Origin of the sequence: Cellulomonas chengniuliangii (genome assembly GCF_024508335.1) — a bacterium.
Taxonomy (GTDB): Bacteria; Actinomycetota; Actinomycetes; order Actinomycetales; family Cellulomonadaceae; genus Cellulomonas_A; species Cellulomonas_A chengniuliangii.
In genome coordinates this window covers 2,412,877-2,425,604 of the sequence record NZ_CP101988.1, presented here as the reverse complement: position 1 = coordinate 2,425,604, position 12,728 = coordinate 2,412,877, and the positions used below count along the sequence as shown (strand labels likewise).

General features: G+C 72.9%; 9 protein-coding genes. 5 read left to right on the top strand and 4 right to left on the bottom strand.

The window, feature by feature from the left end:
- The first annotated feature begins 94 nt into the window (after positions 1–94).
- From NP064_RS11235 to rlmC, 4 genes are all read left to right on the top strand, one after another.
- The gene (locus NP064_RS11235) at positions 95–904 is read left to right on the top strand and encodes an SDR family NAD(P)-dependent oxidoreductase (protein WP_227569567.1); all 810 of its coding nucleotides are present in this window, start codon (positions 95–97) and stop codon (positions 902–904) included.
- A 474-nt stretch (positions 905–1,378) separates the two neighbouring features.
- A complete protein-coding gene (locus NP064_RS11230) occupies positions 1,379–3,067 on the top strand; it encodes a long-chain-fatty-acid--CoA ligase (protein ID WP_227569568.1) in 1,689 nt (562 codons plus the stop codon).
- 5 nt (positions 3,068–3,072) lie between these two features.
- On the top strand, positions 3,073–3,801 hold the full coding sequence (locus tag NP064_RS11225; protein WP_227569569.1) for a SprT-like domain-containing protein: 729 nt from the start codon (positions 3,073–3,075) through the stop codon (positions 3,799–3,801).
- Between the two features lie 10 nt (positions 3,802–3,811).
- Entirely contained in the window at positions 3,812–4,954 is a 1,143-nt protein-coding gene (gene rlmC, locus NP064_RS11220) for a 23S rRNA (uracil(747)-C(5))-methyltransferase RlmC (RefSeq protein ID WP_227569570.1), read from the top strand.
- 42 nt (positions 4,955–4,996) lie between these two features.
- Here rlmC and NP064_RS11215 read toward each other — a convergent pair whose 3' ends face one another.
- From NP064_RS11215 to NP064_RS11205, 3 genes are all read right to left on the bottom strand, one after another.
- Entirely contained in the window at positions 4,997–5,266 is a 270-nt protein-coding gene (locus NP064_RS11215; RefSeq protein WP_227569571.1) for a metal-sensitive transcriptional regulator, read from the bottom strand.
- 53 nt (positions 5,267–5,319) lie between these two features.
- The gene (locus NP064_RS11210) at positions 5,320–7,248 is read right to left on the bottom strand and encodes a DUF8730 family Cys-rich protein (protein WP_227569572.1); all 1,929 of its coding nucleotides are present in this window, start codon (positions 7,246–7,248) and stop codon (positions 5,320–5,322) included.
- A 90-nt stretch (positions 7,249–7,338) separates the two neighbouring features.
- Positions 7,339–7,914, bottom strand: a complete 576-nt coding sequence (locus NP064_RS11205) for a hypothetical protein (RefSeq protein ID WP_227569573.1) — start codon at positions 7,912–7,914, stop codon at positions 7,339–7,341.
- A gap of 312 nt (positions 7,915–8,226) precedes the next feature.
- Here NP064_RS11205 and NP064_RS11200 point away from each other — a divergent pair, with 312 nt between their 5' ends.
- Positions 8,227–11,052, top strand: coding sequence for a cation-translocating P-type ATPase (locus NP064_RS11200; RefSeq protein ID WP_227569574.1), 2,826 nt, complete (start codon positions 8,227–8,229; stop codon positions 11,050–11,052).
- On the opposite strand, the gene NP064_RS11195 is transcribed toward NP064_RS11200, so the two are convergent.
- Positions 11,033–12,688, bottom strand: a complete 1,656-nt coding sequence (locus tag NP064_RS11195; RefSeq protein ID WP_227569575.1) for a family 10 glycosylhydrolase — start codon at positions 12,686–12,688, stop codon at positions 11,033–11,035. The two genes, NP064_RS11200 and NP064_RS11195, sit on opposite strands and share 20 nt — an antisense overlap.
- Positions 12,689–12,728: the final 40 nt, after the last annotated feature.

Here is a 12,728-nt window from a genome sequence, read left to right as displayed (position 1 = left end):
GCTCGGAAGGGGTCGCCTTGACCGGGCCTAAGGTCCTGTTTTGCCAGCGTCCACCGGGTTTAACGTCGCCTCAACTCCAGAGGAGGTGTCCCCAATGAAGGTGACAGGCACAACCATCGCGGTGACGGGTGGTGGCAACGGCATAGGTCGGCAGCTGGTGCTGGCCCTCCTCGCGCGAGGCGCACGGGTCGCGGCGCTCGACGTCAACGAAGACGGGCTGAAGGCCACCATCGACCTAGCGGGCGACCGCGCTGACCGGCTCTCGACCCACGTCGTGAACATCACGGACCGGGCCGCCGTCGAGGCCCTGCCCGAGCAGATCATCGCGGAGCACGGCCAGGTGGACGGCCTGATCAACTGCGCCGGGGTGATCCAGCCCTTCGTCCCCATGGACAAGCTCGAGTACAAGGACATCGAGCGGGTCATGGACATCAACTTCTGGGGCGTGGTGCACACGACCAAGGCGTTCCTCCCGCACCTCGTCACCCGGCCGGCAGCCCACATCGTCAACGTCTCGAGCATGGGCGGGTTCATCCCGGTGCCGGGGCAGACCATCTACGGGGCGTCGAAGGCCGCCGTGAAGCTGCTGACCGAGGGGCTGCACTCCGAGCTCACCCAGACGCCGGTCTCGGTGACCGTCGTGTTCCCCGGCGCCATCGAGACCGAGATCACCAAGAACTCCGGCGTCGAGATGCACGGGAAGCCGGGCACGGCGGCGAAGCAGCCCCAGCGGAAGATGACCTCCCCGGCGGACGCCGCGCGCATCATCATCGACGCGATGGAGCGTGACGCCTACCGGGTGACCATCGGCAAGGACTCCGCGATGCTGGACCGCCTCGCGCGGCTCTCGCCCCGACGGTCCGCCGCGCTGATCTACAAGCAGATGAAGGACCTGCTCGACTGACCCGGCCGTCCGGCTCGGCGAGTGGCGCTAACACGCCACCCGCCGGGGCCGACGGGCGCAGCTCGCGGGCGGCAAGACCACCCTCGCCGCGCGCCTGCACGCCGTCGGCCCCGCCTCGACCGTGGTCCACACCGACGACGTCGCGTGGAACGAGTCGTGGTTCGGATGGGCGCCACTGCTCGCCCACGGCGTGCTGGAGCCGGTGCGGCACGGGGCAGGCGTCCGATTCCAGCCGCCCGCCTGGCCTGCCCACGGGCGCGACGGCGCGATCGAGGTCCCCGCCGGGCTCGACCTGGTGATCGTCGAAGGCGTCGCCGGACACGACGCTGTTGTGCCCGGGCCCTATGGCGTAGTCCGCTGGGCCACGAATGAGGGGCCGGCTGACGTGCGGACGCTCCAGGCGTCGTGCGGATGTGGCGTACTCGACGTCGGAGTCGGCCACAGGCTCCCAGGTGCGCGCGAGACAATGGCCGAATGTCGACGACTGACCAGCAGCCCTGGGTGAAGAACTATCAGCCGGGGGTGCCGGCCGAGATCGACCTCCCCACCGAGTCGCTCGTGGAGATGTTCGAGCGCTCCGTGGCCGAGGGCGGCAGTCATCCCGCGACCGAGTTCTTCGGGCGCCGCACCACGTACTCCGAGCTCGGCGACCAGGTCGCGCGGGCGGCCGAGGGCCTCCGCCGCCTGGGCGTCCGCGCCGGCGACCGGGTCGCCCTGGTGCTGCCGAACTGCCCTCAGCACGTCATCGCGTTCTACGCGGTGCTGCGGTTGGGCGCGATCGTGGTGGAGCACAACCCGCTGTACACCTCGCGCGAGCTGCGCCACCTGTTCGAGGACCACCAGGCCCGCGTGGTCATCGCCTGGGACAAGGCCGTCCCCGCGATCCAGGCGTTCCCCGCCGACGTGGAGATCGACCACATCGTGTCGGTGAACATCCTTAAGGCCTTCCCGACGGCCAAGCGGCTGGCGCTGAGCCTGCCGGTCAAGAAGCTGCGCGCCACGCGGGACGCCCTGACGGCCGCGGCCCCCGGCACGATCCCCTGGGAGAAGCTCCTAGCGGACGGCCCGCTCAGCGCCGAGCACCCTCGCCCCTCGGTGAGCGACCTGGCCGCGATCCAGTACACGTCGGGCACCACGGGCCTGCCCAAGGGCGCCATGCTCACCCACTTCAACCTGTACTCGAACGCCCTCCAGGGCGAGGCGTGGATGCACGGAGCGGAGGTGCGCAAGGAGGTCTTCTACGCGATCCTCCCGATGTTCCACGCGTTCGGCATGACGCTGTACCTGACGTACGGCATCCGCAAGCAGGGGCTGATCGTGCTGTTCCCGAAGTTCGACCCCGAGCTGATCCTCGACGCGATGAAGAAGTCGCCGGCGACGGTGTACTGCGCGGTGCCGCCCATCTACGAGCGCACCGCGCTCGCGGCGAAGGAGCGCGGCGTCTCGCTGCGCTCGTGCCGGTTCTGCATCTCGGGCGCCATGAACCTGCCGCCCCACGTGGTGGAGCTGTGGGAGTCGGTCTCCGGCGGCCTGCTGGTCGAGGGGTACGGGATGACGGAGTCGTCGCCCGTGGCGCTGGGCAACCCGTTCCACCCCACCCGCCGCACCGGCACGATCGGTGTGCCGTTCCCCTCGACGACCATGAGGGTGGTCGACCAGAACGACCCCGAGGTGGAGGCGCCGCAGGGCGAGGCCGGCGAGCTGCTGCTGCACGGCCCGCAGGTCTTCCAGGGCTACTGGAACAACCCCGAGGAGACCGCCAAGACGCTGCTCCCCGGTGGGTGGCTGCGCACTGGGGACATCGTCACCGTCGACGAGGACGGGTTCACGACCATCGTTGACCGCGCCAAGGAGATCATCATCACCGGGGGCTTCAACGTCTCGCCCACCGAGGTCGAGGCCGTGCTGCGGCTCCACCCGGACGTGCTCGACGCGGCCGTGATCGGCAAGCCGCTCGAGCGGGGCGGGGAGATGGTCGTCGCGGCGATCGAGCTGGAGCCCGGCGCGGAGCTCGACGAGGCGGCGCTGCGCGCCTACTGCCGTGCGCGGCTGGCCGCCTACAAGGTGCCCCGTCGCGTGGTGCAGATCCATGAGACCCCCCGCTCGATGCTCGGGAAGGTCCTCCGCAAGGAGGTGCGCGAGCAGGTCCTGCCGACCCTCTGAGCCGGGTGGACCTCGACGACGCGCGGAGCCTCGCGCTCGGCCTCATGGCAGAGCACGGGCTGCGCGGCTGGACCCTGGTGCTCGACCGTGCCAAGACCCGCGCCGGCGTGTGCCGGGCGGGTCGGCGCGAGATCGGGCTGTCGCGCGCGCTGACGGCGTTGCACCCACCCGAGCAGGTGCGTGACACGGTGCTCCACGAGATCGCGCACGCCCTGGTGGGCCCCGGGCACGGCCACGACGCGGTGTGGCGGGCGACGGCCGTGCGCATCGGCGGCACGGGCCAGCGCTGCGTGCCCGCCGACTCTCCGAAGGTGGAGGGCCCCTGGGTGGGGGTCTGCCCGGCAGGCCACCGCACGAGCGCGCACCGGCGTCCGGTGCGGGTGCGCACCTGCCCGGTGTGCTCCCCGACGTTGGACTTGGCAGCGCTGTACACGTGGACGTTGCGCGGCGCCCCGGCGGAGATGCACCCGGCCTACCTGGCCGAGCTCGCGCACGCCCGGTCGGTCGCGGAGCGCTCCGTCACGGTCGCGGCGCCCAGCGGCGCCCGGGCGCTGGCCGCGGGGGACCGGGTGCGGCTGCTCGGCGGCGGCAGGTACGCCGGGCTGGTCGGGGTGATCGAGAAGCGCGGGCGCACGCGGTACACCGTGCGGACCCGGCGCGGCCTGGTGAGCGCGCCCTTCCCCCTCGTCGCGCCGGAAGCGGGGCGGGCGAGGGCTCACGGGTCCGTCACGTAGGCTCGCGCGCATGCACTGCTCGTACTTCTCCGCAGCGCAGTGCCGATCCTGCACGTTGATGGGGCAGCCGTACGCCGAGCAGCTCGCCGGCAAGCAGCGCCACGCCGCCCACGCGCTCGGCGACCCGTCCGGCCTGGAGTGGCTCGACCCGCTCCAGAGCCCGGAGCAGGGGTTCCGCAACAAGGCGAAGCTGGTGGTGGGCGGCGACGTCCAGGCTCCGACTCTGGGAATCCTCGACCCCGACGGGCGGGGCGTGGACCTGCGCGAGTGCGGGCTGTACACCCCCGGGCTGCAGGCGTGCTTCCCCGTGCTGGCGGCGTTCGTCGCGCAGGCGGGGATCGAGCCCTACGTGGTGCCGCGCCGCACCGGCGAGCTGAAGTACCTGCTCGTCACGGAGTCGCCCGACGGCGAGCTCATGCTGCGGCTCGTGCTGCGGTCCCAGGAGGCCGTCGCGCGGATCCGCAAGCACCTGCCGGCGCTGCTGTCGGCGTTGCCGCGGCTCGCGGTCGTGTCCGTCAACCTGCACCCGGAGCACAAGGCCACCGTCGAGGGGGACCGGGAGATCGTGCTCACCGAGCAGCAGACGCTGCGCATGCGGCTGAACGGCATCGACCTGCACCTGCGGCCGCAGAGCTTCTTCCAGACCAACACCGCGGTGGCGGCCGCGCTCTACCGGCAGGCGGCCGCCTGGGTGGCGGAGCGCTCGCCGTCCTCGGTGTGGGACCTGTACTGCGGGGTCGGGGGCTTCGCGCTGCACTGCGCCGACCCGGCCCGCCAGGTGGTGGGCATCGAGACCAGCGTGGAGGCCATCGCCAGCGCCCAGGCCAGCGCGCGCGAGGCCGGGCTGGACCGGGTGGCGTTCCAGGCGGGTGACGCCACGGCTTTCGCGCTCGGATCGCCCTCGGACCAGCCGCCCGAGCTCGTCATCGTCAACCCGCCACGGCGCGGGCTCGGCGAGGGCCTGAGCCGTTGGCTCGAGCGGTCGTCGGTGCGCCACGTCGTGTACTCGAGCTGCCATGCGGGCTCGCTAGCCCGCGACCTCGAGTCGATGCCGTCGTTGCGCCCTCGGCGCGCGCAGGTGCTGGACATGTTCCCGCAGACGGCGCACTACGAGGTGCTGACCCTGCTGGAACGGGAGCCGGGATCCGGCTGATCCGGCGCGGCCTGCCTGGCCACGCCGGGTGCGGGCGGCCGGTCAGGCCAGCGAGAGGAACAGCTTCTCGAGCTTCTGCACGTCCAGCGTCTCGTCGTCGCCGTCGTCGCTCCGGGTCATGCACTGCCGCATGCCCGAGGCGATGATGGCGAAGCCAGCCCGGTCCAGGGCGCGGGACACCGCGGAGAGCTGGGTGACCACGTCCTCGCAGTCACGTCCCTCGTCGAGCATCCGGACGACCGCGGCCAGCTGGCCCTGGGCGCGCTTGAGCCGGTTGCTGACCTTGGCCATCTCGTCTTTGTCGAGCTCCATGTGCGCTCCTCCTCGTGAACTGCTCAGCACGATACCCCCCTGGGTACCAGGGGTCAGCGGCACGTGCACCGCTGGCTGGGCTCCACCGAGGACATGACGTCCTCGGCGTGCATGCCGCAGCCGTCCCAGGTGGTCTTGCCGCAAGTGGGGCAGGCGACGGGGTAGCACATAACGGGTTCCTCCGGAGTGGTGGGTGATGCGGGGTGGGGCGAGGTCGCGCGGCGCGCGGCCTCGAGGGTGAGCCAGCCGCCAGACAGGTTGCTGGCGTCGATTCCGTGGGCCAGCAGGATGCGGGTGGCCAGGTGGGAGCGGACGCCGCTGGCGCAGTGCACCTTGACGGGGCGCCCGCCGGCCGCGGCGACGACCTCGTCCAGGCGTGCGCGCAGCTCGGTGTGCGGGATGTGCAGCGCGCCCCTGACGTGCCCGCGCGCGACCTCGGCGGCGGATCGCACATCGAGGATGAGGCTGGTGTTCACGGCCTCCTCGAGCTGCCAGGCCTGCCACTGCGGCATGGCGCCGCTCAGCACGTTCTGGGCGACGAAGCCCACCATGTTCACCGGGTCCTTGGCCGACCCGTACGGCGGGGCGTAGGCCAGCTCGAGCTCGGCCAGGTCGTCGGCGGTCATCTCCGCGCGCAGCGCCGTGGCGAGCACGTCGATCCGCTTGTCCACGCCGGACCGCCCCACGGCCTGCGCGCCGAGCAGGCGCCCGTCCATGCCGAAGGACGCGACCAGGTGGATCGGGTCGGCGCCGGGGAAGTACCCGGCGTGGTGCGCCGGGTGCAGGTGGACGGCCTCGTGCTCGATGCCGGCGCGCCTCAGCGCAGCCTGGCTGGCGCCGGTCACCGCGGCGGTCAGGCCGAAGACACGCACGATCGCCGTGCCGAGGACCGGCGCCTGGGGGGTGGTGCGCCGCCCGGTCATCGCGTCGGCGGCGCGGCGGCCCTGCCGGTTCGCGGGCCCGGCGAGGGGCACAGGGCCCGTCGTGCCGGTCACGGCGTGGACGACCTCGACGGCGTCGCCCACGGCCCAGATACGCGGATCGGAGGTGCGCTGGTCGGCGTCCACCCGGATGGCCCCGCCGTGCCCCAGGTCGAGCCCGGCGTCACGGGCGAGGTCGCTGGCCGGGCGGACGCCCACATTGACGACCACGAGGTCGGCGGGGAGGAGCGTGCCGTCGGACAGTGCCACGACCACTCGGCCGTCGTCCTCGGAGGGCCCGGGAGCGCCTGCGGGGCCGGCCGGGCGGATCGACTGCGCTGAGGTCCCCAGGTGCAGTCCCACGCCGTGCGCGGTGAGCTCGTCGGCCAGCAGGGGGGCCAGCTCGGCGTCGAGCGGCGGCAGCACGTGGTCGGCCAGCTCGACGAGCTCGACCGCCACGCCGCGGGCGGACAGCGCCTCGACGGCCTCGAGGCCGATGAAGCCGGCCCCCACCACGACGGCGCGGGGCGCCTCTGCGCCGGCGCCCCGGGCTGCGGTGATCCGCTCGACTTCCGCGCGCAGCGAGTCCACGTCGGGGATGGTCCGCAGCGCGTGCACGGCGGGGTGGTCGAGGCCCTCGATCGGCGGCCGCACGGCCACCGCGCCCGGCGCGAGGAGAAGCGCGTCGTAGGCGAGGACCTGCTCGCCGTCAGGGGTCGCGACCGTGACGGTCTGGGCGGCGGGGTCCACCGCCGTCGCCCGCGTGCGGGTGCGGACGTCCAGGGCGAGGGTCGAGGCGAGAGACTCGGGGGTGTGGAGGAGCAGGGCGTCGCGTCGATCGATCTCGCCGGACAGGTGGTACGGCAGGCCGCAGTTCGCGAACGAGACGTGCTCAGACTGCTCGAGCACGATGATCTCGGCGTGCTCGTCGTTGCGCCGGGCGCGGGCCGCGGCGCTCATGCCCCCGGCGACGCCGCCGACGATGACGATCCGTCGGCGGGCGGGAGGCGTGCTGGTGGGGTCGGCGGGGACGGGCGCGGGGAGGGCGGGGGGCGTTTCCACGCTCCCTAATATACCCCTAGGGGTATAGAGGTCACGACGACCCGGCAGACGTCAGTGAGTCGAGCGGGCCGGGACACCGCCACATCAGCGTCACTCGCCGAAGCTGTAGCGATCGATCCTGCGGTGGAACCGCATGCCGCCCAGCCCTCCGAGCACCGCCCCCAGCAGGCCCACCGCGGCCACCACGAGCAGCGCGATGATCCCGGCGGTGGTGAGGTCGCCCTGGTCCACCGGCACGGTCGGCACGCCGTTCAGCTCGGCCAGCACGTTGTAGCGCGCGCCAGCGATCGCGGTGAGCACCGCGACGACCACCGAGACCACCACGGCCCACAGCCACACGGCCACTCCCTGGCGGACGCCGTTGAAGCGGGCCATGCGCCCGGCGACGTACCCGCCGCAGTAGTAGCCCACCAGCACCACCAGGAGCAGCAGGACGCCGCTGACGATCCCCACCGTGGTGGGGTCGGCGGTGGCGTCCGCCGTGGTCGCGGCGATGTCGGTGTCCCCGGTCGAGCCGATCGCGATGCCGATCGCGGCGATGACGGCGGTCAGCAGCACCACCGTGCCGGTGGCCGTCAGCCAGCCGAAGAAGGCCGAGCCGACCTTGATGCCGCCGAAGCGCTCGCGCTCGCGGTCGACGACGTCGGGGGTGCGTGTCGTGTTCACCGGGGTTGGCGCCGCAGACGGCTGCCTCCCTGCGGGTGGCTGTCGCCCTGCGGGCGGCCGATCGGCGTGGGGCTCGTTGCGCGGATCCATCGGGCTGCTCATCAGCCGGCCTCCTCAGGAGTGCGTGGAGCCGGGGCGCCGAGGTGGAGCCTGTGATGCGGACTCCGCCGCGCTCGGCCCGTCCACCCGTGCCCGAATGGACCATTCCACGCTACGCACCCCCCGGCTCGGCGGCGACTGGAGACCGCCTGACCGGTCTGGGAGCCCTGCTCGAGCCGCGCTCGCGGCGAAGGGCTCTGGGAGTATGGGGCGATGGCAGAGGCCGAGCATCTGACCCCGTCGACCACCGCGCCCGACACCGCCGTGCCGCACTGGCATGTCCTCGATCGCGCGCAGGCGGCGGCCGCGCTCGCGGTCGAGCCGGAGAGCGGCCTGGACGACGCCGAGGTGCGCCGCCGCCTCGCCCAGACGGGCCCGAACGCGCTCGAGCAGGCGCCGCCCACCCCGGCGTGGCGCAAGGTGCTCGCCCTGCTGGCGGAGCCGATGACGATCGTGCTGCTGGCTGCCGCCGTGGTCAGCGCCGTGGTGTCCCGCGAGCTCGAGACGCCCATCGTCATCTTGGTGGTGGTGGTCTTCAACGCCATCCTCAACCTGGTCCAGGAGAGCCGCGCGGAGAGCAGCCTGCGCGCCCTGCAGGACCTGACCGTCACCCGGGCCACCGTGCGGCGCGACGGCGAGATCACGCAGGTGGACGCGGACGGGCTGGTCCCGGGCGACGTCGTGCTGCTCGAGCCGGGCGACGTCGTCCCGGCCGACGGGCGCCTGATCGAGGCGGCGGGCCTCGAGGTCCAGGAGTCGGCGCTGACGGGGGAGTCCGCCCCGGTGGCCAAGGACGTGGCAGCGTTGCAGGACGCGGCGGCGAGCCTCGGCGACCGCAGCGACATGGCGTACATGAGCACCGCGGTCACCCGCGGGCGCGGGGTCATGCTGGTCACGGCCACAGGCATGGGCACGGAGATCGGGCGCGTCGCAGGGCTGCTGGACTCCGCCGGCCGGGAGACGACGCCGCTGCAACGGCAGATCGCCCAGCTCGCCGGGTTCCTCAGCGCCATCGCGGGCGTGGTGATCGTGATCGTGTTCGTGCTGGGGCTGCTGCGCGGGGTCGCCCCGGCCGGCCTCTTCCTGACCGCGGTGGCGCTGGCCGTGGCGACCATCCCCGAGGGGTTGACGGCCGTCGTCACTTTCACCCTCGCCATGGGCGCGGGCCGGCTCGCGCGACGCGGCGCGATCCTCAAGCGGCTGTCCTCTGTCGAGACGCTGGGGTCGACCGCGCACATCGCCACTGACAAGACCGGCACGCTCACCCTCAACCAGATGACCGCGCGGGAGCTGTTCGCCGGGCAACGCCTGTTCGAGGTCACGGGAGAGGGCTACTCGACCGACGGCGAGCTCCGGGCCACGGGGGAGGGTCCCGCGCCGGACGTGCGCCGCGCCCTGCTCGGCATGGCGCTGGCCAGCGAGGCGGTGCTCCGCGACGGCGAGGTCGTGGGCGACCCCACGGAGGGCGCCCTGGTGGTGCTGGCCGCCAAGGGGGGCCTGGACGTCGAGGCGGCGCGCCGCGCCTGGCCCCGCGTCGCGGAGATCCCGTTCGACTCCGACCGCAAGTACATGGCCACCTTCCACCCGTGGGCTGTGGTCCGGGGCGAGGCTCCGGCCGACCCGGAGGCGGCGGCGACCCTGGCGGAGTGGGCCGAGGGGCTCGTCCCGGGGGAGAGCGGTGGCGCCCGCGTCTTCGTCAAGGGAGGCCCCGACGTCGTGCTCGCGCGCTGCGTGTGGCTCGACACCCCCACCGGCCGGATCCCGCTCGACGAGGCGCAGCGCGAGCGCCTGACCGCGCTGACCGCGCAGATCGGCTCTCGCGGGCTGCGTGGCATGGCCATCGCACAAGGGGAGGTCGACGCGGGCGAGGACCTCGGGGCGCTCGGCGCGCTGACCCCGGAGGAGCTCGCCGAGCGGCTGGGCGACCTGACCCTGCTCGCGCTGGTCGGCATCGTCGACCCGCCCCGGCCGGAGGCCCGGGACGCGATCGCGCAGGCGCACGAGGCCGGCATCACCGTGCACATGATCACCGGCGACCACGTTGGGACCGCCGCCGCGATCGCGGGCGACCTGGGCATCGGCGGGGAGGCGGTCTCCGGGGCGGTCCTCGACGAGCTGGACGACGCCCAGCTCGCGGAGCGGGCGCGCGGCTTCGGGGTGATCGCCCGCGTGAGCCCGGAGCACAAGATCCGGCTGGTCGACGCGCTGCGCTCCGACGGCTCGGTCGTGGCCATGACCGGGGACGGCGTCAACGACGCGCCCGCGCTCAAGCAGGCCGACATCGGCATCGCGATGGGCATCACCGGCACCGAGGTCTCCAAGAGCGCGGCCTCGATGATCCTCACCGACGACAACTTCGCGACCATCGTCGCCGCGGTCCGGGAGGGCCGCGGGATCTACGACAACGTGGTGAAGTTCGTCCGCTTCCAGATCGCCACGTCGTGGGGCTTCGTGCTGATCTTCCTCATCGCTGGCGCCATCGGCCTAGCGGGCGGGGCGCCGTTCACCGCGCTGCAGGTGCTGTGGGTGAACATCATCATGGACGGGCCGCCGGCCATGGCCCTCGGCCTGGACCGGCCCGACCCGGGCGTGATGCGGCGGCCGCCGCGCGCCGTCGGCGAGCGCATCCTGACGCGCGCGCGGATCGGCCGGATCGCCCTCTCCGCGGTGGTGATGGCGGCCGCGGCCCTCGCGGTGCTCGAGCTGGCGCCCGGCCCGGAGCCGACCGCGGGCGCCGCGACGACGGCGGGGACGCTGGCCTTCACCACGTTCGTGTTCTCGCAGGTCTTCAACCTGCTGAACGTGCGCAGCCGTGAGGCCAGCGTCTTCACCCGCGCGACCCTCACCAACCGGGCGCTGTGGATCTCCCTGGTCGCGATCGTCGTGCTGCAGGTCGCCGTGGTGCAGGTCCCCGCGCTCCAGGGGTTCTTCACCACCACCTCCCTGACGGGCGGTCAGTGGCTCGTCGCGGCAGCGGTCGCCTCGTCGGTGCTCTGGGTCGAGGAGGGGCGCAAGGCCGTCAGCCGTCTGCGGGGCTGAGCTCGGCCTGCGCCACCTCGCCCGCCTTGACGCGCACCGTCGAGGGATCTGTGCCCGGCGCCTGGACCTCGTAGCGGTCGGGCTCCAAGCCGGTCGCGGCGAACCATCCCGACGCGTCCGTGCGGACTGCCTTCTGCTCGCCGGAGCCGTCGGCCGGCCGCACCACGACGTCCACGGGGCCACCGCCCCGCAGGTCCACCGTCCCGGAGGCGACCCCCGTGGAGGGGTCGGTCTTCCAGGTCATCCGCGGCACGGTCACGTCGTTCGCGAAGACGCCGGAGCGCAGGGCGCTGGTCAGCGCGGCGCGCTCGGCCCGGTCCACGGCCACGTCGCTCGAGTCGGCGGCCGTGTCGCTCACGTTGGCGTAGCTGTACCCGTTCCACCCGAGGCCCAGGTCCGCGATCCGCTGCGTCTGGGCGACGGACTCGCCGATGTCGTTGAGGTACAGGCCCGGCCCGGCCACGACATGCCGGCCGGCGGCGTACTCGAGCAGGGCGGCGTTCCACTCGTCGAACCGTCGCAGGGAGGTCGCGCTCGAATGGCTCTTGTAGTTCATCGTCATGACGGTGTCGACGATGCCGTCCTGCAGCCAGCCCTTCCAATCCTGCAGCACGCCGAGGTAGGGCTGAGTCGACTCGAAGGCGCCGACCGTGATCGGCCCGTCGCCGTAGGTGACCGCGTTGACGCTGAGCCGGTCGGTCGGGTCGTTCTGGTACAGGCCGACGTACACCTTGCGGACGACGTTCGTGACCTGCTGGCGCCGCCAGTCGCTGAACTGCGGGTCGGAGGGCGCAGGCACGTCGGAGCGGCCGGTCTCGGCGGCGAAGCGCGCGAGCGACGTCTCCGAGTAGCCCCAGTCGTTCGCGTTGGAGTTGGCGGAGTCGTCCGGGTACCGGATGTAGTCCAGGTTGACGCCGTCGATGTCGTAGTTCTGGGCGATCGAGACGACGCCGTCCACCAGGTAGTCCACGGCGGCGGGGTTGGCCGGATCGACGTACGACATGGTGCCGAGCTTCTCGACCCCGTCGTTGCGCTTGTTGAGCCACCGGTCGGATCCCGTGGCCGAGAACGCGTGCGTGTTGTACACGTGGTCGGGCGCGGCGGGCGGGGTGCTGCGGCTCCACATCGTGGTGGCGTTCACCCAGGCGTGCACCTCGATGCCGGCGGCGTGCGCCTGCGCGACGACCTCCTCGAGCGGGTCGTACCCGGGGTCGAGGTCGGCGTCGGTGCGCGGCAGCGACGAGTCGTCGCAGAAGCAGTCGTACCACCGCGCCACCTGCACCACGAGCGCGTTGGCGCCGACGGCCTGCGCGTCCGCGACCATCTGGCGCACCTCGTCAGGCGTGGCGATGCCCTCGTTGAAGCTGTCCACCCAGTAGCCGCGCCACTGCTCGTCCTGGGCGGGGGAGCCCGCGCCGTCGACCGCGGCCCCGTCCTCTGGCTGGCCCTCGGCCGCGCCGCCCGGCCCGGCACCGTCAGCCGTGTCCTCGCCGGTCTCGGCGGGCGCCGTGGTGCTGGGGACCCCGCCTGATCGCGGGACCTTGTCCGCGACCACGCCGTCGAACCCGATCGAGCACCCGAGCAGGATCGCGAGGCAGCCGACCACGGCGGCCAGGAAGGTCAGTCGTCGTGTCACATGCACCCCCTTCGTCTCGGCGACCAGGGTGCGAGAGGTT

Bases quoted from the DNA above. Each gene is read 5' to 3' on its own strand.
- NP064_RS11235 (WP_227569567.1), top strand. From the start codon at position 95: ATGAAGGTGACAGGCACAACCATCGCGGTGACGGGTGGTGGCAACGGC.
- NP064_RS11230 (WP_227569568.1), top strand. From the start codon at position 1,379: ATGTCGACGACTGACCAGCAGCCCTGGGTGAAGAACTATCAGCCGGGG.
- rlmC (WP_227569570.1), top strand. From the start codon at position 3,812: ATGCACTGCTCGTACTTCTCCGCAGCGCAGTGCCGATCCTGCACGTTG.
- NP064_RS11215 (WP_227569571.1), bottom strand. From the start codon at position 5,266: ATGGAGCTCGACAAAGACGAGATGGCCAAGGTCAGCAACCGGCTCAAG.
- NP064_RS11200 (WP_227569574.1), top strand. From the start codon at position 8,227: ATGGCAGAGGCCGAGCATCTGACCCCGTCGACCACCGCGCCCGACACC.